Source organism: Aquamicrobium terrae, assembly GCF_040545735.1.
GTDB classification, from domain to species: domain Bacteria; phylum Pseudomonadota; class Alphaproteobacteria; order Rhizobiales; family Rhizobiaceae; genus Mesorhizobium; species Mesorhizobium terrae_A.
Map to the genome: position 1 here is coordinate 107,992 of NZ_JBEPML010000005.1, position 21,063 is coordinate 129,054.

24 protein-coding genes and 1 pseudogene are annotated in these 21,063 nt (G+C 65.9%); 6 read left to right on the forward strand and 19 right to left on the reverse strand.

Translation table 11 applies throughout. The features are described from left to right. Positions 1–11: 11 nt before the first annotated feature. From ABID37_RS09255 to ABID37_RS09330, 16 genes and pseudogenes are all read right to left on the reverse strand, one after another. Positions 12–944 carry a flagellin N-terminal helical domain-containing protein gene (locus ABID37_RS09255; RefSeq protein WP_354193977.1) on the reverse strand — a complete coding sequence of 311 codons (933 nt, stop codon included), beginning with the start codon at positions 942–944 and terminating at the stop codon, positions 12–14. A gap of 195 nt (positions 945–1,139) precedes the next feature. Continuing rightward, positions 1,140–2,074: pseudogene (locus ABID37_RS09260) on the reverse strand (flagellin N-terminal helical domain-containing protein). Positions 2,075–2,260: 186 nt separating this feature from the next. Then, on the reverse strand, positions 2,261–2,992 hold the full coding sequence (gene fliP, locus ABID37_RS09265; protein ID WP_354193978.1) for a flagellar type III secretion system pore protein FliP: 732 nt from the start codon (positions 2,990–2,992) through the stop codon (positions 2,261–2,263). Then, positions 2,989–3,480, reverse strand: a complete 492-nt coding sequence (locus ABID37_RS09270; RefSeq protein WP_354193979.1) for a flagellar basal body-associated FliL family protein — start codon at positions 3,478–3,480, stop codon at positions 2,989–2,991. The genes fliP and ABID37_RS09270 overlap by 4 nt, the downstream gene beginning before the upstream one ends. Positions 3,481–3,491: 11 nt before the next feature. After that, positions 3,492–4,196: a flagellar basal body L-ring protein FlgH gene (gene flgH / locus ABID37_RS09275; protein WP_354193980.1), complete on the reverse strand. Its 705-nt coding sequence runs from the start codon at positions 4,194–4,196 to the stop codon at positions 3,492–3,494. Then, complete coding sequence (locus tag ABID37_RS09280) at positions 4,193–4,771, reverse strand: MotE family protein (protein WP_354193981.1); 579 nt, start codon at positions 4,769–4,771, stop codon at positions 4,193–4,195. The genes flgH and ABID37_RS09280 overlap by 4 nt, the downstream gene beginning before the upstream one ends. Before the next feature lie 2 nt (positions 4,772–4,773). Continuing rightward, positions 4,774–6,012, reverse strand: a complete 1,239-nt coding sequence (locus tag ABID37_RS09285; RefSeq protein WP_354193982.1) for a flagellar basal body P-ring protein FlgI — start codon at positions 6,010–6,012, stop codon at positions 4,774–4,776. Beyond that, on the reverse strand, positions 6,009–6,494 hold the full coding sequence (flgA, locus tag ABID37_RS09290) for a flagellar basal body P-ring formation chaperone FlgA (RefSeq protein WP_354193983.1): 486 nt from the start codon (positions 6,492–6,494) through the stop codon (positions 6,009–6,011). The genes ABID37_RS09285 and flgA overlap by 4 nt, the downstream gene beginning before the upstream one ends. A gap of 3 nt (positions 6,495–6,497) precedes the next feature. Then, on the reverse strand, positions 6,498–7,286 hold the full coding sequence (gene flgG, locus ABID37_RS09295; protein WP_354193984.1) for a flagellar basal-body rod protein FlgG: 789 nt from the start codon (positions 7,284–7,286) through the stop codon (positions 6,498–6,500). Between the two features lie 10 nt (positions 7,287–7,296). Continuing rightward, the gene (gene fliE, locus ABID37_RS09300) at positions 7,297–7,605 is read right to left on the reverse strand and encodes a flagellar hook-basal body complex protein FliE (RefSeq protein WP_435521550.1); all 309 of its coding nucleotides are present in this window, start codon (positions 7,603–7,605) and stop codon (positions 7,297–7,299) included. After that, positions 7,605–8,021, reverse strand: coding sequence for a flagellar basal body rod protein FlgC (gene flgC / locus ABID37_RS09305; protein WP_354193986.1), 417 nt, complete (start codon positions 8,019–8,021; stop codon positions 7,605–7,607). Before flgC ends, fliE begins: the two co-directional genes overlap by 1 nt. A 5-nt stretch (positions 8,022–8,026) precedes the next feature. Then, the gene (gene flgB, locus ABID37_RS09310; protein WP_354193987.1) at positions 8,027–8,407 is read right to left on the reverse strand and encodes a flagellar basal body rod protein FlgB; all 381 of its coding nucleotides are present in this window, start codon (positions 8,405–8,407) and stop codon (positions 8,027–8,029) included. A 74-nt stretch (positions 8,408–8,481) separates the two neighbouring features. Further along, on the reverse strand, positions 8,482–9,177 hold the full coding sequence (locus tag ABID37_RS09315; protein ID WP_354193988.1) for a hypothetical protein: 696 nt from the start codon (positions 9,175–9,177) through the stop codon (positions 8,482–8,484). Next, complete coding sequence (fliI, locus tag ABID37_RS09320; RefSeq protein WP_354193990.1) at positions 9,167–10,564, reverse strand: flagellar protein export ATPase FliI; 1,398 nt, start codon at positions 10,562–10,564, stop codon at positions 9,167–9,169. The genes ABID37_RS09315 and fliI overlap by 11 nt, the downstream gene beginning before the upstream one ends. Before the next feature lie 12 nt (positions 10,565–10,576). Continuing rightward, on the reverse strand, positions 10,577–11,299 hold the full coding sequence (gene flgF, locus ABID37_RS09325) for a flagellar basal-body rod protein FlgF (protein ID WP_354193991.1): 723 nt from the start codon (positions 11,297–11,299) through the stop codon (positions 10,577–10,579). A 7-nt stretch (positions 11,300–11,306) separates the two neighbouring features. Then, entirely contained in the window at positions 11,307–13,118 is a 1,812-nt protein-coding gene (locus ABID37_RS09330) for a DUF1217 domain-containing protein (RefSeq protein WP_354193992.1), read from the reverse strand. A gap of 165 nt (positions 13,119–13,283) precedes the next feature. On the opposite strand from ABID37_RS09330, the gene motA reads away from it, so the two are divergent. From motA to ABID37_RS09360, 6 genes are read left to right on the forward strand one after another with little or no spacing between them, the layout of a single operon-like run. Continuing rightward, the gene (gene motA, locus ABID37_RS09335; protein WP_354193993.1) at positions 13,284–14,159 is read left to right on the forward strand and encodes a flagellar motor stator protein MotA; all 876 of its coding nucleotides are present in this window, start codon (positions 13,284–13,286) and stop codon (positions 14,157–14,159) included. A gap of 28 nt (positions 14,160–14,187) precedes the next feature. Beyond that, a complete protein-coding gene (locus ABID37_RS09340; protein WP_354193994.1) occupies positions 14,188–15,111 on the forward strand; it encodes a FliM/FliN family flagellar motor switch protein in 924 nt (307 codons plus the stop codon). A 28-nt stretch (positions 15,112–15,139) separates the two neighbouring features. Beyond that, positions 15,140–15,517, forward strand: a complete 378-nt coding sequence (gene fliN, locus ABID37_RS09345) for a flagellar motor switch protein FliN (protein ID WP_354193995.1) — start codon at positions 15,140–15,142, stop codon at positions 15,515–15,517. Positions 15,518–15,572: 55 nt separating this feature from the next. Next, positions 15,573–16,589, forward strand: coding sequence for a flagellar motor switch protein FliG (locus ABID37_RS09350; RefSeq protein WP_354193996.1), 1,017 nt, complete (start codon positions 15,573–15,575; stop codon positions 16,587–16,589). Positions 16,590–16,597: 8 nt separating this feature from the next. Continuing rightward, positions 16,598–17,680, forward strand: coding sequence for a flagellar biosynthesis protein FlhB (flhB, locus tag ABID37_RS09355; RefSeq protein WP_354193997.1), 1,083 nt, complete (start codon positions 16,598–16,600; stop codon positions 17,678–17,680). Next, positions 17,677–18,126, forward strand: coding sequence for a BspJ family T4SS effector nucleomodulin (locus ABID37_RS09360; RefSeq protein WP_354193998.1), 450 nt, complete (start codon positions 17,677–17,679; stop codon positions 18,124–18,126). Before flhB ends, ABID37_RS09360 begins: the two co-directional genes overlap by 4 nt. On the opposite strand, the gene ABID37_RS09365 is transcribed toward ABID37_RS09360, so the two are convergent. From ABID37_RS09365 to ABID37_RS09375, 3 genes are all read right to left on the reverse strand, one after another. Continuing rightward, the gene (locus tag ABID37_RS09365; RefSeq protein WP_354193999.1) at positions 18,116–18,877 is read right to left on the reverse strand and encodes a helix-turn-helix transcriptional regulator; all 762 of its coding nucleotides are present in this window, start codon (positions 18,875–18,877) and stop codon (positions 18,116–18,118) included. The genes ABID37_RS09360 and ABID37_RS09365 overlap by 11 nt on opposite strands. Beyond that, entirely contained in the window at positions 18,874–19,602 is a 729-nt protein-coding gene (locus tag ABID37_RS09370; protein ID WP_354194000.1) for a helix-turn-helix transcriptional regulator, read from the reverse strand. The genes ABID37_RS09365 and ABID37_RS09370 overlap by 4 nt, the downstream gene beginning before the upstream one ends. A 343-nt stretch (positions 19,603–19,945) precedes the next feature. Further along, entirely contained in the window at positions 19,946–20,977 is a 1,032-nt protein-coding gene (locus ABID37_RS09375; protein ID WP_354194001.1) for a histone deacetylase family protein, read from the reverse strand. Between the last annotated feature and the right edge of the window lie 86 nt (positions 20,978–21,063).

The following is a 21,063-nucleotide window of genomic DNA, read 5'->3' on the forward strand; positions in this document are numbered from 1 at the left end:
AGGCGGTTACCTCAGCCCTTGAACAGGGCGAGGATGTTCTGCGAATTGGTGTTGGCGATCGACAGCGACTGGATGCCGAGCTGCTGCTGCACCTGCAGGGCCTGGAGGCGAGTGGACTCCTTGTTCATGTCGGCGTCGACGAGCTGGCCGACGCCCTTGTCGATGGAGTCCATCAGCTTGGAGACGAAATCCTTCTGCATGTCGATGCGCGACTTGGCGGCGCCAAGCTCGGCGGCAGCGTCCGTCATCTTGGCCAGGGCAGATTCGATGTCGGTCAGAAGATTGTCGAACTTGGCCGTTTCGTCGGCGCCGGTCACGCCCGAGAGATCGGTCAGGTCGATGTTGAGGATCGAGACGCCCGAAACGGCGCCGGTGGTCGTGTCGAGGATGCCGGTTCCTGCCGCCGGCGGCGTGACGCCCGAGTCGATCAGCCTGATGTTGGTGAAGGCGATGTCGATGGTGGTGGTGGAAACCGTGCCGCCGGAATCACGGTTGTAGGCCGAGATGATCGAGACCTTGCCGGTGGCGCCGGTGGTCTGGAGCAGGTTCGAGCCGGCATAGCTGGCGCCGCCGATGCTGTCGCGGAGCTGGGCGACATAGGTGTCGATCTCGCTCTGGATCTTGGCGCGCTCTTCGACGCCGCTGGCCTTGGCCAGCAGGACCTTCTGCTTGATCTTGTCGACTACATCGAGCGCCGAGTTCATGGCGGTGTAGGCGGTGTCGACCTTGCCGGCACCGAGGCCGAGCGCATCCTGCACGACCGAGTTGGCCTTGTTGTCCGAGCGCATGGTGGTGGCGATCGACCAGTAGGCGGCGTTGTCGCTCGCCTCGGCCACGCGGAAGCCGGTCGAAATGCGCCCTTGAGTCTGCTCAAGGGCCTTGTTGGTCGCGCTCAGGCTTTGCAAAGCCGTCATCGCGGATGCATTCGTCATGATGCTCGACACTGGTGCCACCCCTCGGTCAACAAATCGTTCCGTTTTGCCATGTGGCGAAACTTCCGGTTAACCATAACTACGCAGTCGTGGTTAACAGACGATTAAGAGGCTTGAGGGAACCGGCCGCAGAGCAGGAAAAGGCCGCGCTTCGGGTGAAGCGCGGCCTTCCATCTTGTTGGGATGCCGGCTGAAGCCGGCCTGTCCTTAACGGAACAGCGACAGGATCTGCTGCGAGTTGCCGTTGGCGATCGACAGCGCCTGGATGCCGAGCTGCTGCTGGACCTGCAGGGCCTGCAGACGGGTCGACTCCTTGTTCATGTCGGCGTCGACGAGCTGGCCCACGCCCTTGTCGATCGAGTCGGAAAGGCTCGACACGAAGGAGGACTGCAGGTCGATGCGGGCCTTGGCGGCGCCGAGTTCGGCAGCACCCGTGGCCATGTCGGCCAGGGCGGACTCGATGTCGGTCAGCAGCTTGTCGAAGGAAGCGCCCTCATTGGCATCGGAGTGACCGGTAACGCCGGTAACGTCCGTGACGTCGATTTCCAGGATCAGGCGCCGGAGGCCGTGCCGGTCTTGTCGAGAATGCCGGTAGCTGCGCCGCCGGCGTCGGAATCGATGAGACGCGTGGAACCGAAGGAGACATCGATGGTGCCGGTGGTCACCGCACCGGTGTCGCTGCGGTTATAGGAGGTGATGACGCTCAGCTTCTGCGAGTCGGCGGTGGAGTCGGTCTTGAGCAGATTCGAGCCGGCGTAGTTGGCACCGCCGACATTGTCCTTGAGCTGGGCGACGTAGGTGTCGATTTCGCTCTGGATCTTGGCGCGGTCCTCGGTGCCGGCGGTCTTGGCCAGCAGGACCTTCTCCTTGATCTTGTCGACCACCTCGATGGCCTTGTTCATCGCGGTGTAGGCGGTGTCCACCTTGCCGGCGCCGAGGCCGAGGGCGTCCTGCACGACCGAGTTGGCCTTGTTGTCCGAACGCATGGTGGTGGCGATCGACCAGTAGGCGGCGTTGTCCGAAGCGGTGGCGACGCGGTAACCGGTGGAAATGCGGCTCTGGGTGGTTTCAAGCGACTTGTTGGTGGCGTTCAGGCTCTGAAGCGCCGTCAAAGCCGACGAATTGGTCATGATACTGGCCATGGATACACGTACCCTGATTTTACTGGGAAAATGACATACCGGGCCGGCCGGTATGACGGTACGGCATCATGCCAATGATCTGCCAAGCGCGATCAACCGCCATTTCCGGGACTATGGCGGAAAGTTGCTTCGAAAAGCATAAGCAACGTGGTTAACGGTTGGTAAGCAGGCGTTTTCCGGCCGTCTTCAGGTGAAGGAGCGCACCAGCGAGCCGACCAGAAGGTTCCAGCCGTCGATCAGCACGAAGAACATGATCTTGAACGGCAGCGACACCACGGTCGGCGGCAGCATCATCATGCCCATGGCCATGGTGATGGTGGCCACGATCAGGTCGATGACGAGGAAGGGCAGCACGATCAGGAAGCCGATCTCGAAACCGCGCCTGATCTCGGAAATCATGAAGGCCGGCACGAGGATGCGCAGGTCGACCTCCTCGCGCGACACGGTCTGGCCGCGCTCGCGGGCAAGGTCGGCGAACAGGTCGAAATCCTTGTCGCGGACATTGTCGAGCATGAAGGTGCGGAACGGGTCGGCAATCTTGTCCATCGCCTCGGCCTGTTCGATCCGGTTTTCCATCAGTGGCTGCACGCCCTCGTTCCAGGCCCGGTCGAAGGTGGGCGACATGACGTAGAAGGTCATGAACAGCGACAGCGAAATCAGGATCAGGTTGGCCGGCGTGGATTGCAGGCCGATGCCGGCGCGCAGGATCGAGAAGGCGATGATGAAGCGGGTGAAGCTGGTCACCATGATGAGCAGGCCGGGCGCGACCGACAGCACGGTGACCAGCCCGAAAAGCTGGATGATGGTGCCGACCGTCGAGCCGCTCATCTGGCCGATGCCGCCAAGGTCGATCTGCTGCGCGGCGGCGGCGCCCGTCAGAGCCAGCAGGACGGCGCCTGCGAGTGCCAATGCTCTCATTCGTATACGAGCGTCCTGATGAGCACGTCCCGGACCTTGCCGTCGCTGCGGATCATGGCCCGCTCGCGCAGGTCCGCCTTGAGATGCTGGAAGCCGCTCGGCCCCTCGACCTGATGCATCTTGACGGTACGCATGAAGGCCAGGAGGTCCTGGTGTATGGCGGCCACCGTCTCCGTCGGCAGTGGAAGATCGAGCAGCAGCGACAGGTCCATGCGCACCCAGGTTTCCGTCGGCGCGGCCATGTTGGTGGTGATCGGCGGAAGGTCCTGCGTGACCAGCTTGACGCTGGAAGCTGCCGGTGCCGCCTCGGACCCCGCCGCTTTTGTCTGTGCGGGCTTCGGCGCCGCGGCCTGCTGGCTTTTCAGGTAGGCACCCGCGCCCCAGCCCATGCCGAGCGCGACCACGGTGAGGCCCGCCAGCATGGCGATCTGGATGAGGATCGACGGTCCTTTGGCCATCGGTGCGGTTTCGGCATCTGCCATCGCCATCGCGCTGCTTCCTAGAACGGCAGGACCTGATCCAGTATCTGCTGGCCATAGGCCGGCTGCTGGATTTCGGAAATACGGCCGCGTCCGCCATAGGAGATGCGGGCCTCGGCGATGCGCTCATAGGAAATCGTGTTCTGCGCGCCGATGTCGGAGGGGCGCACGATGCCGGCGATGTGCAGCACCCGCAACTCGGCATTGACGCGCACTTCCTGCGAGCCCTTGATCATCAGGTTGCCGTTCGGCAGCACCTCGGTCACCACCGCCGCCACGTTGAGGATGATGTTTTCCGAGCGCTCGGTCGCGCCGTCGGCATTGGTCACGGTCTTGGATTTCAGGCTGCCGTCGCCCGCGCCGCCGGTGGAAGAGCCGTCCCAGCCGATGTTGGCGTCGAAGCCCAGCGTGCGGCTGGCGGTGCGGCTGCGGTCGTTCTGGTTCTTGAAGCGGGCGCGGTCGTTGATCTTGATGTTGACGGTGAGGATGTCGCCGGCGCGCAGCGCGCGCGGATCGGTGAACAGGCGGCTTTGCCGGTCGTCCCATAGCGAGAAGCGCTTGACCGGCTTGGCCGGCGTTTCCGGATACTGGTAGACCGAGACGCTGCCGCCTTCGATGCCGGAACCGACCGGGGAGAGCGTCGGCTCCCTGTTGACCTCGCGCAGGTCCGAGGCGCAGCCCGCCAGCGCCGAACAAGCCAGGATGAGTGCAAGCCTGCGCATCATGAGGGGTCCGTCCTGCGTGCGGCGCTCGCCATGACGCTGGTCAGCCTGGCGGCGGCCTTCTGGTCCATTTCGTTGAGGATGACGCTCGCCTTGCGGGCATCGAGCTTCATCAGGATCGCGGCGGCCAGTTCCGCCTCGACCATCGCCAGCCGCTCGGCGGCGGCATCGGGCTTCATGCCCGAATAGATCGAAACCACGCCCTCTTCGGCGCGGGCGAGGAACACCTCGCGGCGCTTGAGCCAGGTTTCATACTCGAGGCGCTTTTCCTCCAGCGCCTTGATGCGCTTGTCGACTTCCCCCTGCAATTGCTGCAGCTCGGCCGCCTGCAAGGCATAGCGGCGGTCGCGGGCGGCGTCGGCGATGTTGGAGCAGAAGCGCTGGACCTCGCTGGCATTGGGGTCGAGGGCCGAGGCATCGAGGGCAGGCGCGGCCTCCCGCGTCAGTTCCTGCGGGGGGAGGGGAGCCGGTGCGCCGGGCAGCACCTGACGCACCTCGCCGGCACCGGCGGGCAGGGATGCCAGCGCGACGAAGGCTGCGCAAAGAAGGATCTGACGGCTGTTTTTCGGAATCGGCATGGCTACTGCACCACGAGATCGGCTTGCAGGGCACCGGCGGACTTGATGCCTTGCAGGATGGCGATGATGCCGTCCGGCTTCACGCCGAGGCGGTTGAGGCCGGAGACCAGCGTTTGCAGATCGGGGCCGTCGAGTACGGCGACGCGCGCGTCCGGCTGCTGGACGTCGATGGCGGTATCGGGCTCGACCGCCGTCACGCCCCTGGAAAAGGGCTCGGGCTGCACGACACGCGGCGCCTCGGTGATGCGCACGGTCAGCGTTCCATGGCTGATGGCGACGCGCGAGATGCGGACCTGATTGCCGATGACGATGGTGCCGGTGCGCTCGTCGATCACCACCTTGGCGGGGGTGTCCGACTGGATGATGAGGTTCTCGATCTCGGCATAGAAGCGGGCTGCCGAGATGTTCTTCGGCTTGCGGATGGAGATGGTACGGGCATCCCGCTCGGCCGCCACCCGCGCGCCGAAGCGCTGGCGCGTGTAGGCGTTGATGGCGTCGGCGATGCGCACGGCGGTCGAGAAGTCCGGATTGCGCAGTTGCAGGGTCAGTTCGGCCTGATCGCCGAATTCCGCGGCCACGGAGCGCTCGATGATGGCGCCGTTGGGCACGCGGCCGGCGGTCGGCACGCCCTGCGTCACCTGCTCGGCCTGTCCCTGTGCACTGAAGCCGGAGACGATGACCGGGCCCTGGCCGACCGCGTAGATTTCGCCGTCGGCCGCCTTCAGCGGCGTCATGATCAGCGTGCCGCCGGCCAGCGAGGTGGCGTCGCCCATGGAGGAGACGGTGACGTCGATGCGGGCGCCGGACTGGACGAAGGGCGGCATGTTGGCGGTGACGATGACGGCGGCGACGTTGCGGGCGCGAGCGCTGCCGCCCTCGGTGGCGATGCCGAGGTTTTCCAGCATGGCGCGGATCGACTGCTCTGTGAAGGGCGAGTTGCGCAAGCTATCGCCCGAGCCGGCAAGGCCGATGACGAGGCCGTAGCCGACGAGCTGGTTGTCGCGGGCGCTCTGCAACTGGGCCACGTCCTTGATGCGCGCCGCGATCTGGCCGGGCGGCAGATTGCTGGGCGCGGACGCGACCTCGAACATGCGCGCGGCCGTGGCGGGATCATAGTCGGTCTCGACGAGGCCGCCCTGCTGTGCCGCAAGGGCGCGCTTCTGCTTGTCGGTGAGGCCGTCGGCCAGCACCGGCTGCAACGGGATCAACACCGCGAGGGCGAGGACGAGCGCGCGCTTCATGTGCCGACCCTGATGCTGCCGTCTTCCATCACCGTGCCGGTTAGCACCTTGCCGCTGTCGACATTGCGCACCTTCACCACGTCGCCCGGCGATCCGGGTTGCAGGGTCACGGCGGTGGCGGAGATGGTCAGCCCGCCGGCGATGAAATTGACCTGCACGGAAGCGCCCTGCTCGACCAGCCAGGCATTGCGCAGGGCAGCAGTGGGAATGTAGCGGCCGGGCAGCAGCGTGCGTCGCGCCACCTTGCCGTCGAGTTCGGCAAGCGTCGTGGCGACGGCGTCCGGCTTCACCTTGCCCGGAACCAGCGTCACCTGCCGCAGCGCGCCGGCCGAGATCGTCTCGCCCGGATAGATGACGCGGCTGGGGATCAGCACCACCTCCTGCGCCCATGCGCTCGCCCATGCCGGCACGCAGACCGCCGCGGCCGTGGCGGCGGCGAGAACGATGCGGCGAAGGGCGGTGAGGGGGTGCGGGATCGGCATGGATTATCTGAGGTTCTTGGACACCACCGAGGCCATCTCGTCGGCGGCCTGGATGACCTTGGAGTTCATCTCGTAGGCGCGCTGGGCCGAGATCAGCTCGGTGATCTCCTTGACCGGGTCGACGTTGGAGCTTTCCAGATAGCCCTGCTCGACGCTGGCGAAGCCCGGGTCGCCGGGAATGCCGGTGACGGCCTGTCCGGAGGCGGCGGTTTCCTGGAAAAGATTGTCGCCCAGCGGCGCCAGGCCGGCTTCGTTGGCGAAGTTGGCGATCTGGAACTGGCCCAGTTCCTCCAGCTCGTTGACGCCCTCGAAGCGGGCGAAGACCTGCCCCGTCTTGTTGACGACGACCTCGACGGCATCGTCCGGCACGGTGATCGCCGGAATGACGGCGGCGCCGTTTATGGTGACGAGCTGGCCTTCGGCATTGGTGTTGAAGGAGCCGGCGCGGGTGTAGAGGGTGCCGCCGTCGGCGCCCTCGATCTGGAACCAGCCCTTGCCGACCAGCGCCAGGTCGAAATTGTTGCCGGTATTGGTCAGCGGCCCCTGTATGTGCACGTTGCGCACGGCGGCCGTCTTGACGCCGAGGCCGACCGAGACGCCCTCGGGCACGATGGAGGCGTTGGCGCGGCTCGGCACGCCGCGGGCGCGGTCCACCTGATAGAGCAGGTCGGAGAATTCGGCGCGGGCCCGCTTGTAGCCGGTGGTGTTGATGTTGGCGATGTTGTTGGCGATGACTTCCAGATTGGTCTGCTGGGCGTTCATGCCGGTGGCGGCGATGGCGAGTGCTTTCACGGTCCGGCTCCTAGATGCTCATCCGGCTGACTTCGAGATAGGCGGTGACGATCTTGTCGCGGATGGCGACGGCGGCCTGCAGCGTCTGCTGGGCGCTCATCACCGCATCCACCACTTCGCGGGTGTCGGCGTTGCCCTTGAGCGCCTCCAGCGACACCTGCTCGGCGTTTTCGAGCTTGCCGACGGTGCGCGAGGCGGCCTGCGCCAGCGCGTCGGCGAAGGACGACCCGGCCACGGCGCCGTCCTGCAAGGAGGAGGTCCTGGCGGTTTCCGTGCCGAGGGCAGGGGTGAGGCGCAGGGCGCCGACGGGACCGATCATCACGGCGTCCTCATCAGGTCGATGGTCATGGAGATCAGGTCGCGGGCCTGGCGGATGACCTGGAGATTGGCCTCGTAGGAGCGGTTGGCCTCGGTCATGTCGGCCATCTCGATCAGCACGTTGACGTTGGGCAGCTTGACATAGCCGTTCTCGTCGGCGGCGACGTTGCCGGGCTGGAATTCGAGCGGGAAGGCGCTGGGGTCGCGGTCGATGGCGCCGACTTCGACGACCGAGCCGCCGGAGACGCGATCCAGCTCCGAAACGAAGGTGACGGTCTTGCGCTGGTAGGGGTCCGCGCCCGGGAAATTGCCGGTCGACTGGGCGTTGGCGAGGTTTTCCGAGACGATGCGCAGCCGCTCCGACTGGGCGCCGAGGCCGGATGCCGCGATCTTGAGGGTGGCGGTCAGGGCGTCCATTGCGGTCAGCCCTTCGAAACGGTGAGCAGCATGGAGTGGAAGGCCTTGACGATGGCCGTGTTCAGCTCGAAGGCGCGGCGCACCTCGCCGGCCTTCATCAGCTCGGTTTCCATCACCACGGTGTTCTTGGAGGGCAGGATGGCGCCGTCGTATTCCTGGACCCTGGTGCCAAAGGCGGCCTCGGTGGCGCCGAAGCCGAGATGACCCTGCTGCGTGGCGCTCAGCGAAACGGCGGTGCGCTCCAGAACCTTCTCGAACGGCTCGACGTCACGCGCCAGATAGCCCGGCGTGTTGGCGTTGGCGACGTTGCCGGCAATGGCCGTCTGGCGCACGGCCAGCCATTGCGACTGCCTTGTGGCGAGATCGAAGAGGTTGACGGGCTCCATGGGGTTCTCCGGTAACGTGCCCATGGTAGGCGCCCAGTCTTGCGCGGGCCTTGCGGCTGCCGCTCGCTTCGGGGCTACTCGGAGATCTCGACCACCCTGTCCTTGCTCGTCACCAGCACCCATTTGCCGGCGCGCTGCTCGATGGCGGCGACGCGGCTGGAATCGGGCAGCCGGGAGCCGTTCTGCACCACCCACAGGCCGGCGTCGTCCTCGATCATCGCCCTGCCGTTGGCGACGTGGACCAGCCGGAATTCGGTCGCCGCGCCGGGGAAGGGTTGCTCGTCGAGGCCGGGCGGGGTGCCGGTGGCGCTATCGGCGATGTTGCCGGTGCTGAACAGGTCGAGGTCGCCGGGCAGTTCGGGAATTTCCCGCACCCGGGCCGGCGCCGAGGCGGCATCCACCATCACGCGGCCGGAATTGGTGCCCTGTCCGCCCAGCCGCATGGCGCGGACGCCGAACTGCTCCTGATTGAAGAAGATGTACCATGGAAACAGTGCGCAGATCAGGCCGAGGGCCACGCCGAGGCCGGCGATGATGAGGTCGCTGCGGCGGTCGGCCCGCCGGGATGCCTTGTCGATCCGGGGAAAGGGTGTCGGCGGTGGTGCCGGCCAGCTTTCGGGAATCGGGGCGGGCGCTGGCTGCCGGGCCTTCGGCCTGTTGAACAGGCCCGAAAGCAGCGAGGCGCGGGCGGCTTCCGCTTCCTCCTCGGCGCGCGCCTTGGCGAGCAGGTTCTGGAGCAGTGCCTCGGTGCGCTGGCGCTCAGTGGCCATGGTCGCCGCTCCTGCTCCTCAAGTGGCGCGCGAGATCGGAGAAGGCATCGGCCGAGGCCGGATCGGCCGGCGATTGCCGCAGGGCCTCGTAGATCAGCGGCACCTGCGTGACCGCCATGTCGAGTTCGGGATCGGCGCCCGGCTGGTAGGCGCCGAGCAGCCGGATGTCGCGTGTGTCCTCGAAGCGCGCGATCATCGCCTTCAGCTGCGTGACCAGCGTGCGCTGCTCCGGTGTCCAGGCGCGCCCGGCGAGACGCGAGATCGACGCCAGTGGATCGACCGAGGGCAGGCGCCCCTGCTCGGCGATGGCGCGGTCGAGCACGACATGGCCGTCGAGAATGCCGCGCACGGAATCGGCGACGGGATCGTTGTGGTCGTCGCCGTCGACAAGAACGGAAATGATGGCGGTGATCGAGCCGGCGCCTTCCGCGCCCGGCCCGGCGCGCTCCAGCAGCTTGGGCAGTTCGGTGAACACGGAGGCGGGATAGCCGCGCGCCACCGGCGGCTCGCCCGTTCCGGTGGCGACCTCGCGCAAGGCATGGGCGAAGCGGGTGATGGAATCGAGGACCAGCAGCACCCGGTCGCCGCGGTCGCGGAAATATTCCGCCACGCGCATGGCGGTATCGGGCGCGCGCCGGCGCATCATGGCGCTTTCGTCGCTGGTGGCGACGACGGCCACGGTCTTGGCCATGTTCTTCTCGCCCAGCGTGTCCTCGAGGAATTCGCGCACCTCGCGGCCGCGTTCGCCGATCAGGGCGACGACCACCGTGTCGAAGGCATCGGCGCCGGCCAGCATGGCAAGCAGCGTCGACTTGCCGACGCCCGATCCGGCAAAGACGCCGAGGCGCTGGCCGAAGCAAAGGGGGGTGAAGATGTCGATGACGCGCACACCGGTGTGGAAACCGGTGCCGACGCGCTGCCGCTCCATGGCCCCGGGCGTTTTTTCAGCATGCGGGGCATCTTCGGCGCCGCGCAGCAGCGGCGGGCCGCCGTCCATGGGACGGGCCAGCGCGTCGATGGCGCGGCCGCGCCAGGAAGGATGGGGCGCAACGGCCAGCGGGCCGCGCCGGAACACGGCATCGCCGATGCCGGCATCGGCATTGCGCTCGAAGGGCGCGATCACCACCTCGCCGCGTGCGATATGGACGACCTCGCCCAATGTGCCGCCGCGGCGGCCGCGATGCTCGACCAGATCGCCGAGCCGGGCAAGTTCGCTGAGGCCGCCTACCTTGTAGTGCGTGGAGGACACCTCGCGGACGTGGCCGCCGCGTTTCAGCAGCGCCGAAGGCTCGTCGAAGCGACGCCAGACATGTTCCAGCAGCGTCAGCGGGTCGGTGGGCGTGGAATCGCGCTCCGATGTCCTGACAAGCGTGCGGTCCTGCGTCATCTGGCCCGGCCGCTATTTGGAGCCGAGGGTCTTGATCGCCTCGTCGACCGAGGAACCGGCGTTGCGAATCAGCGCCGACACGTTCTCGAAGGCGCGCTGCACCTGGATCAGCCGCGTCATCTCCATCAGGGGGTTGACGTTGGATTGTTCGACGAAGCCCTGCGACACGCCGATATCCTGCCGGTCGACCAGGGGTTGCGGCGGTGTTTTCGGCACGATGCCGGAATTGCCGTAGCGGGTGAAATCCGGGCCGGGATCGAAGGCGAAGAGGCCGATGGCCGCCACCAGCCGCCCGTTCTGTGTGAGCGAGCCGTCGGCGCCGGCCTGCGGCGGGCCGTCATTGGGGTCGAGCTGGATCGGCGCGCCGCCGGCATCGAGCACGGGATGGCCCTCGACCGTCACCAGCGCGCCCGAATTGGCCAGCGTGAAGCGGCCGTCCCGGGTCATCACCGTGCCGGCCGGCGTGGAGATCCCAAACCAGGCATCGCCCTGGATGGCGAAATCGAGCGGGTTGCCGGTCTCGACCATGCTGCCGCTAGAGGTGGACAGGAAGGTGGAGCCGGAGGAGGCGAAGGAGACCGAGCGGGGGCCGGTGCCCGACACCACGTCCTCGAACTTCACGCCGGTGGCGCGGAAGCCGACCGTGGAGGAGTTGGCGACATTGTCGGCGATGGTGTTGAGCCGCCGCTCCAGCGCGATCTGCGAGGAAAGGGCGACATAGAGGCTGTCCTGCATGGCGGGCCTATCGTGACCTGAGCTGCTGCATGGCCATCAGCAGGTTGGTCGACACGCCCATCGTGGTGGGCTGCGCAAACAGGATGCTGGCGGCATTCAAGGCTGGCGAGGTGGGGTTGTTGATCTCGTAGAGGCTGGTGAAGCGGGTCATGAACGTTGCGAGCTTGGCCGGATCGGTGAAGTCCTCGATCTTCATCTTCGATTCGAACAGCTTCACCTGCCGGTCGATGTCGGCGGCGGCGAAGGATTCCGGCAGGCCGAAGGCGGTGCGCACGACGGTGGCCAGCGCCTTGTCGGCCAGCACCTCGTACCAGTTGGTCAGGCCGGCGGCCTTGCGCTCGAAATAGAGCGCCAGCCGCACGCCTTCATTGCTGTTGCCGGCATCTTCCTCCAGCGTCTGGCGCATGTACTTGTCGACCACGTCCTGCCGGCTTGCATTGTAGGTCGTGGCGCCCTCGCCATGGGCGGTGAAATCGAAGGCCTTGGCGAGCGCGATGTAGCGCTTGTCGCCGGTCTTGTTGGCGAAGCTGGCGGGGTCGGCCTCGCCGCGTTCCAAAACCTTGCGTATGGTGGCCCGGTCTTCCTTGTCGGGGTCGAGCCCGAAAGACGCGATGGCGTAATTGTAAAGCCGCTTGTCGGCCATCAGGTCGTCCACCGACCGCACCTTGCCGATACTGGCCTGGTAATAGGCGGTCTCCGCCTGGAACCAGGCGTTGCTCGGCTTGGACAGGCCCAGCTCCGACTTCACCACATAGAAGCGGCCGGTGTCCTGCAGCACCTCGGGGCGCGAGGTTGTCGCCGCGCCGTACTCCGCGAAGTTGAAGGCCTTGACGAAGGCGGCATAGCGCTTGTTGGTTTCCTTGTTGGCGGGGCTGGCCGGATCGGCGATGCCGCCCGCCAGCATCTCGCGGATGCGCTGCGGCGATTCCGCATCGGCATCGAGCCCGAACGCGGCCATGGCGACGGTGAGCAGGCGGCGGTCGGACAAGAGGTCGCTGATCGAGGTCACCTTGGAGATGTTCTGGGCGTAGTAGGTGGCTTCGGCGGCGATGTGGTCCGCATCGGTCTTGATGAGCAGCAGGCCGGATTCGTCCATGAAGGCCTTGGGCACGCCCCGCAGCACCTCGTCGCGCAGGGTTGCCTGGTCGCCATGGGCGGCGAAATCGAAGGCCGCGACGAGTTTGGCGTAGCGCTTGTCGGGATGGCGGTTGGCCGGGCTGTCGGAATCGGAGATGCCGCCTTCCAGCATCTGGCGGATGCGATCCGGCGATTCGGTCTCGGCATCGAGGCCGAAAGCGGTCATGGCATAGTCGAGCAGCCGCTCATTGCCCATCAGGTCGTCGATCGACTTCACCGAGGTGACGTTGGCCAGGAAATAGGAGGTTTCCGCTTCCGCGAAGGTGAAGCCTTCCTGCACCGGGCCGAGTTCGAACTGGAGCGCGAAGTTCTTCACCACGCCTTGCTTCGCCTGGCTGTAGACGGTCGCCTCCTCGCCATATTTTGCGAAATTGAAGGCGGCGACGAACTCGGCGTAGCGCTTGTCGGTCAGCTTGTTGGCGAAGCTGTCGGGATCGGTCACGCCTTCCTTCAGCGCCTTGACCATGAAGGCCTTGGCGTAGCTCATGTCCTGGAGGCCGAACGCCTTCATGGCATATTTGAACAGCCGGTCGTTCTTCACGAACTCGTCGATGGAACTGACCTTGCCGATATTGTCGAGGTAATACTTCGTCTCGCGGTCGACGATCGGCTGGCGCTCGATGCGATCGATCGCCTTGGGTATGTCCCGCGCAATCAGCTGGTAACTGATGTAAGTGTTCAAAACGACATGCCTCCGGCCGAAGCTGCATGCCGAGAATAGGCCTACTTCCTTGCGCGAAACTGAATCGGGTTCCGGTCGCGCGATCCAAGCCTCACGCGATTCAAGCCTCACACAAGGCACGCGCGCTATTCAAATTGCCTGATGTGAGAAGCGGAAGGACGGATAGTGGGCATTCTGATCGGATTTGTGGTCACGCTCGGCTGCGTTCTCGGCGGCTTCATGGCCATGGGCGGTCACCTTCATGTGCTCATGCAGCCCTGGGAACTGGTCATCATCGGCGGCGCTGCGCTCGGCGCCTTCCTCGTCGCCAACCCGATGAAGACGGTGAAGGACACCGGCCGCGCCATCCTCGAGGCCATCAAGCAGTCCGTGCCGAAGGAGCGCGAATATCTGGAGACGCTGGGGGTGCTGCACAGCCTGATGCGCGAATTGCGCTCAAAGTCGCGCAGCGAGGTCGAGGCCCATATCGACAACCCCGAGGAATCGGCGATCTTCCAGGCCTTCCCGACGGTTCTGCAGAACAAGGACCTCACCAATTTCATCTGCGACTATTGCCGCATCATCATCATCGGCAATGCCCGTCCCCATGAGATCGAGGCGCTGATGGACGAGGAGATCCAGACCATCCGCGCCGACAAGCTCAAGGCCTATCATGCCATGGTCGCCGTGGGCGACGGCTTGCCGGCGCTCGGCATCGTGGCGGCGGTTCTGGGCGTGGTGAAGGCGATGGGCGCGCTCGACCAGTCGCCGGAAATCCTCGGCGGGCTGATCGGCGCCGCGCTGGTCGGCACCTTCCTCGGCATCTTCCTGTCCTATGCCATCGTCGGGCCGGTGGCGTCCAAGATCAAGTCGGTGCGCGAGAAGAAGAACCGCCTTTACATCATCGTGAAGCAGACGCTGCTGGCCTATATGAACGGGTCGCTGCCGCAGGTGGCCATCGAGTTCGGCCGCAAGACCATTTCCTCGTACGACCGGCCGTCCATCGATGCCGTCGAGCAGAGCACGATGAACGCGGTCATCGCCGAGAAGAAGGCGGCGTGACGGCCATGACGGCGTGCGGAACAGTTCCATGACCGGTCCGGCGAGCCCCTCGGGCACCCGCTCCCTGATCATCGAGCGCCTGCTCGGCGACAGCGGCGACGCCGGGCAGGTGATCGGCGCCGGCCGGTCCATGGCCGAGCGCGCGCTGCCGCTGGTCATGAAGCGGCTGGCCGAGGAGATCGGCGCGCCGGTGCGTGTCGACCTTCAGGCCGTCGAGGTTTCGCGCGTCGCCGAGGCGCGCTCGCGGTCCGGCGAGAGCTTCGCCATGACCATCGTCGCTTCGAGCATATCCTCCGACGCCATGACGCTGGTGATGGATGCGCCAGCCGTCTCCGTCATGGTCTGCGCGCTGTTCGGCGGCGATCTCGACCAGCCGGTCGCGGCGATCGAACGCGACTTCTCCCATGTCGAAATCGACGTGGCGACCCTGGTGTTCCAGCAATTCGCCGACATTCTCAACGGCACCGGCCGCCGCTCGCTCGATCTCAAGCTGCCGGTGCCGCGCGCCATGGCCGGCCTCGAAGCGCGGCGGCGGGTGCTGCGCGACGGCCCGGCGGTGTGCATCGTCTTCGCCCTTTCGACGCCCACCGACAGCGGCACCGTGGCGATCACCATTCCGCAGCGCGTGCTTCTGGCGCGCAACGCCGTCGAGGCCGACGCCGAGGACACATCGCGCTGGCAAGCGCATTTCTCCGAGGAGGTGATGCGCTCGGCCATCACGCTGCAGGCGACGATGCCGCTGACCCGGCTCACGCTCGGGCAACTGGCCGGCCTGCGCGTCGGCGACGTACTCGAGCTTGGCGACATGGCGCAGACCCAGGCGCAGCTTGCGGCACGGGACCGCACGCTGTTCGTCTGCGAATTCGGCAAGCTCGGCCAGAACTACACGGTGCGTATCAAGCAGCCCTACGACGACGCCCAGGATTTCATGGACGGGCTGCTGCCGGGTTGATCCGGCGGGACGACAGGAGAAGACCAGTATGAACCAGGCCAAGGCGGAAGCCGTGAGCGAAGTCCCGGACGAACAGCTCGACCGGGCCATCGAGGAATTGCGCGGCGTGCTCCAGCAGGAGGAAAAGCGCCCGCAGGACGAGGCTGCCGGCGCCTCCAACAGCAGCATCATCATGGACATTCCCGTCGACGTGCAGATCGTGCTCGGCAGCACCGAAATGTCGGTGTCGGAACTGATGACCCTGCAAAAGGGCTCCACCGTGGCGCTCGACCGCCGCATCGGCGAGCCCATCGACGTGGTGGTCAACGGGCGGCGCATCGCGCGGGGCGAGATCACCGTGCTGGAAGGCGATTCCTCGCGCTTCGCCATTCGCCTGACCGAGATCATCACCGCCAAGGGCGCCTGACATTGCGAGTGGCCGGGCAAATGGCTGGCATGGGCCGGAAGCAGGGGAGAGCCGCATGACGACATCGCTGACGCTGACCCGGCCGCAGAAGGCGGCGGCGATCCTTGTGGCGATGGGCAAGCCGGCCGCCGGTCGCCTGCTCAAGTTCTTCAAGCAGGAGGAACTGAAGGCGCTGATCGAAGCCGCGCGCATGCTGCGCACCATTCCGCAGGCCGATCTCGAAAAGATCGTGGCGGAGTTCGAGGCCGAATTCACCGAAGGTGCCGGCCTGCTCGATTCGGCCGACAAGATGGACACGCTGCTCAGCGAAACGCTGTCGCCGGAGGAAGTCAGCGCCATCATGGAAGGCCGGCAGAAGAAGCCGGACACCGGGCCCTTGCCCGTCTGGCCCCAGGTGGAGCAGCTCGAGCCGATGCGCATCGGCGGCTTCCTTGCCGGCGAGCATCCGCAGACCGGGGCGCTGATCCTGTCGAAACTGTCGTCGCAGCTTGCCGCCCAGGTGCTGCTCACGCTGGAAAAGCCGCTGCGCAGCGAGATCATGAAGCGCATGGTGACCATGGCCAGCGCGCCGCAGGCGGCGATGCGGCTGGTGGAGAACCAGATCCGCACGCGCCTGCTCGACGGCTCCTCCTCCAAGGACACATCGACGGGCCAGGCAAGGCTGGCCAGCGTGCTGAACGAAATGGACAAGACGCAGCTCGACGAGGTGATCCAGGACCTGGAGGCCGTGGGGACGCCCGATCTCGCCGGCGTCAAGGCGCGGGTGTTCTCCTTCGACGACATGCATCTTCTGTCCCAGAAGGCGCGGGTGCTGGTCTTCGACGGCATGTCGACCGACGTCATCACGTTGGCGCTGCGGGGCGCGCCGGAAGAACTGGTCGAGGCCGTGCTTTCGGCCATCGGCGCCCGGTCGCGGCGGATGATCGAATCCGAGCTTTCCACGGGTTCGGAAGGCATCGCGCTGGCCGACATCATGCAGGCACGCAAGACGGTCGCCTCGGCCACTGTGCGTCTCTCGCGCGAAGGCGCGTTCGAGTTGCCGGGCGCGCAGGCGGCTGCCGAAGCGGCATAGCCTGAGCCATGTCCGAGGGCGTCGACAAGGACTCCAAAACCGAGGAAGCGACCGAGAAGAAGATCCGCGACACCGTCGAAAAGGGCAAGCTGCCCCATTCGAAGGAAACCGCGATCTTCTCCTCCTTCGTCGCCATTCTCGCCTTTACCGTCTTCTATGCGCGCGACGCGGCCGTGGAGCTGGGCGTCTTCCTGTCCCTGTTCCTTGAAAAGCCGGATGCCTGGCCCATGGCCAACGAGACGGACATCATCGCGCTGTATCGCAGCGTGATGATGGAGATCGGCCGGGCGGTGGCCGCCCTGCTGGTGCTTCTGGTGATAGCCGGGATCGTCGGCTCGGTCGCGCAGAACATGCCCCGCTTCGTCGGCGAGCGCATTCGCCCCCAGGCGTCGCGCATCTCCCTCGCGCAGGGGTGGAAGCGCATGTTCGGCGTGCAGGGCTTCGTTGAATTCCTCAAGTCCGTCGCCAAGGTCGGCTTCGCCATCCTCGTTCTGGTGATCGCGCTGTCCGACAGTGTCGGGCGCCTGCTGGCCGGCATGCTCACCAACCCGGTCGAGTTCGGCAGCGTGATCCGCGGCTTCGCGGTCGACATCCTGGTGGTGATCGTCTTCGTCATGGGCGCGATCGCGGCTGCTGACTTCATCTGGCAGCGTTTCCACTGGAAGCAGGACCTGCGCATGACGCGCCAGGAAGTGAAGGACGAGCTGAAACAGTCCGAAGGCGACCCGATCGTGAAGTCGCGCATCCGTTCCGTGGCGCGTGACAGGGCGCGCCGGCGCATGATGGCGGCGGTGCCGCGCGCCACGCTGGTGATCGCCAACCCGACCCACTACGCCATCGCGCTCAAATATGTGCGCGAGGAGGATTCCGCGCCCGTGGTGCTGGCCAAGGGGCAGGACCTCGTGGCGCTCAAGATCCGCGAGCTTGCCGAGGCGAACGGCATTCCGGTTTTCGAGGACGTCGCGCTCGCCCGCTCCATGTACAAGCAAGTTTCGGTGGATAGCGTGATACCGCAGCAATTCTATCAGGCCGTCGCCGAACTGGTGCGGATCGTCTATTCCAACAAGGCCAAGCGCCGGCAGGTGACATGATAAGGCAGCCACACGCAGAGACACGCGAAAGCATCGTGGCCCATGCCATCGAACAGGTGGTGGGCGAGTTGCGCCTGGTTGACGTGGCCGACTACATCGCCTTCATCCGGCTGGAGCATTTCGCCTGCCTGTCCGATCTGGTGGATTCGGCGGCCGAACTCTATTTCATGCCCGGAACCCTCAAGCTCGGCCATGGCGGCGAGGCCTATGTGGACTGGAGCGGCAGCCCGCGCATCGTGCTCGACCTCGAGCTGCGGCCGACGGGCGTCACCGTCTATTTTCAGCTCACGCTGGAGGAACAACAGGCTTCGGTGGTGGTGAACTATGTCGCCTTCGAGAAGCCGCGCGAGGACCCGCAGTCCAACACCGCGCTGCTGCGCCAGGTGATCGAGCAGGCCCGCATCAGGCCGACCGAGGCGATCGACCTCGACCGCGCTATTCGATGAGGCCGAGCCGGAGCGCCTTGGCCACGGCCTGGGTGCGGCTGACGGCGTTCAGCTTCTGCACCGACTGGGTGAGATACTGGTTGGTGGTGTGCACCGACAGCTTGAGCAGGCGTGCGATCTCCTCGCTCGTATAGCCGTTGGCCGTCAGCTTGAGGCATTCCAGCTCGCGCCGGGTCATCGCCCGTGCCGGGCCGGCATGGCCGGGGCGCAGGCGGGTGAGCGCGGCAAACAGCGAGAAGCAGCGGCCGTGGATGTCGTAGAGCATGTCCTGCGCCAGCGTGATCCGCTCTCCGGCGAAGACCGCGAGCCCGCACTGGTTGCGCTCGGCATGGACGGGGAAGGCGATGCCGCAGGTTCCCTCTGCCAAGGGTGAAATGCGCCTCGTCCATGACAGGCTGCCGAGCGCCGTCGCAGCCGGAGTGTCCTCGCCGGCGCTCCACCACAGCGGCTCGGTCGAGGCGCGGACATGGCGCACGACCTGCTCGTCGTCGGTGGCGATCTTCTTCGAGAAGCCGACGGCCGGATAGTCGGAATCGAGGCACGGCACCAGCCGGGCCCCTTCCTGCACCGAGGGAAGGAGCAAAAGCGCGAAGGAATCCGCGTTGATGTCAAGGGCGATCCATCGGCAGCGGCGCACGGCATCGGCGAAGGTCAGCGCATGGCTGCCGCCTTGCGGGCCGAAGGCGCCGAACGGACCGGGCTGATCGTTCAGCGGCGTACCGGCGTGCTGGTTGACGGCTGCGTGGATCAAATGATGCCGCTCCTGATCGCCGTGGCGATGGCCATGGCCCGGTTGCTGGCGGAGAATTTCTGGATGGCGTGGGTGATGTAGCTGTTAACCGTATTGGAGGACACGCCGAGGATAACGGCCACCTCATCCGTGGTCTTGCCCTCGGAAACCCAGAACAGGCACTCGCGCTCGCGGTCGGAAAGCGGGTCCTCGGCTGCGCCCTGCGCGACGAGGTCGGGAATGCGCGACAGCGCGTAGCAGCACTCGAACTGGGCGCGGGCCAGCGCGGAAAGGTCGATTTGCCCGGCCTGTTCGGACGACAGCAGCATGAACAGGCGCTGGCGCCCGACATTGAGGCCAAGCGAATAGATTTCGCCGTGGCCGAGCACGTCCAGAAGACGCGCTTCCTCGCCGTTGATCAGCGCTCCGGTTCCCGGCGCCGCGCCGGCGATCAACGCCGTGGGGCGCATGCCCGGCGTGGCGGCCCAGGGGCCTTGCGCCAGGGTCGCGATGAGCTGGCGTCCGATCAGCTCAATGGTGTCGAACTGCCAGTTGGAGGCGACGATGCGTGCCTGGTTGCGGGCTTCCCCGTGCATGATGGCGACCAGCATATAGCTGTCGGCACCGACATTTTCGGTCATGCCCGCGAGGAAGCCGGTGAGGTCGCCGCGCGAGGCGAGGCGGTTCGCCAAAGTGCGGATGCCCGAGGAGGATGCGGTGCCTGAGGAGGATGCGGGACTGTCCATCGCGGTTTTCTGGCCGGAATCCATCATTGTCCGCCGCAGGAGGGAGGCCCGCGGCAGGGTGGGTACGCATCACATTCACGAAGGAACGCGTATGGTTTGGGAACGCAAATGCCGGAAAACACAAGAGTGCCGACGACACCCGATCGGACGAATCCGTCAGGGAACGCGAAAGCCATCGCGTCTTGCCTCGGGCTGCTGTCCCCGAAACGTCAGACTTGTGATTGCCCGCCTCGCCCCCGAAGGATCGGCTGATTCGGGTTAAATCTACCCTCACTCGAATCCGACATCAAATGAGAATTGACAAAACTTCGATTCGGAGTCCGTTCGCGACTCGCGGCGGTACTCAGCCGCCCTCGAAACCGGTCAGGACGCCGACGGTGTTGATGCCGATTTCCTCCACCGCATAGCCGCCTTCCATCACGAACAGGGTGGGCAGGCTGAGCCCGGCGATGCGCCGGCCGATCAGCGGATAGTCGCTGCTTTTCAGTTTGAACTCGCTGATCGGGTCCTTCTCGAACGTATCGACCCCCAGCGAGACGATGACTGCGTCCGGTCCGTAATCGGTGATCCTTGCGCAGGCGTCGTCGAGGGCCGCGCTCCAGCGTTCCCAGGTGGTTCCGGCCGGCATCGGGTAGTTGTGGTTGAATCCCTCGCCGGCATCTTGCCCGCGCTCGTCGGCATGGCCGAGGAAGAAGGGATATTCGGTCAGCGGATCGCAGTGCAGGTTGAGCACCTGCACGTCGCCCCGCGCATAGAAGATTTCCTGCGTGCCGTTGCCATGGTGATAGTCGACGTCGAGGATGCTGACCCGCGCCGCGCCCTGGTCACGGAACCATTGGGCGGCGACGGCGGCATTGTTGATGTAGCAATAGCCGCCCATGAAGGCGGAGCCGGCATGGTGGCCCGGCGGCCGGCAGAGCGCGAAGGCGGCGCGCTCGCCGTTGTTCACCAGCGCGGCGGCGGTCAGCGCGACGTCGTAGGACGATTTGATCGCGTCCCATGTGCCCTGCACGAACGGCGCGCCGCCGTCGAAGGAGTAGAAGCCCAGCCGGGCTTCGGTGGCGTGGGGCCTGACGTCGCCGCGCAGGCCGCGCGTCGGCCACACGAAAGGCAGCGCCGGGCCGCTATGGCCCGCCGCCTCCCAGGCGGACCAGACCGTGGGCAGGAAATCGATGTAGTCGGCCGCATGCACCCGTTTGGCCGCCGAAAGGTCATGCGCCTCGGGCGGCAGGATCGGCCCCAGTCTTTCGCTTTCCACCCGCGCCTTGATGAATTCGGCGCGCGACGGCTTCTCGAAGCCGGGGACCAGTTCCCCCGCGACCAGTTCCAGCGTGTCGGAATGGCCGGCATGCAGCGGCGAGAATATGGTTTTCATGCGATCCTTCCCCTCGGGACACCCGCTTTCCAGAAAATTATCGACGCCATGTCGGGAGCGACCTAACTTTCCCGTCCTTTGATGAG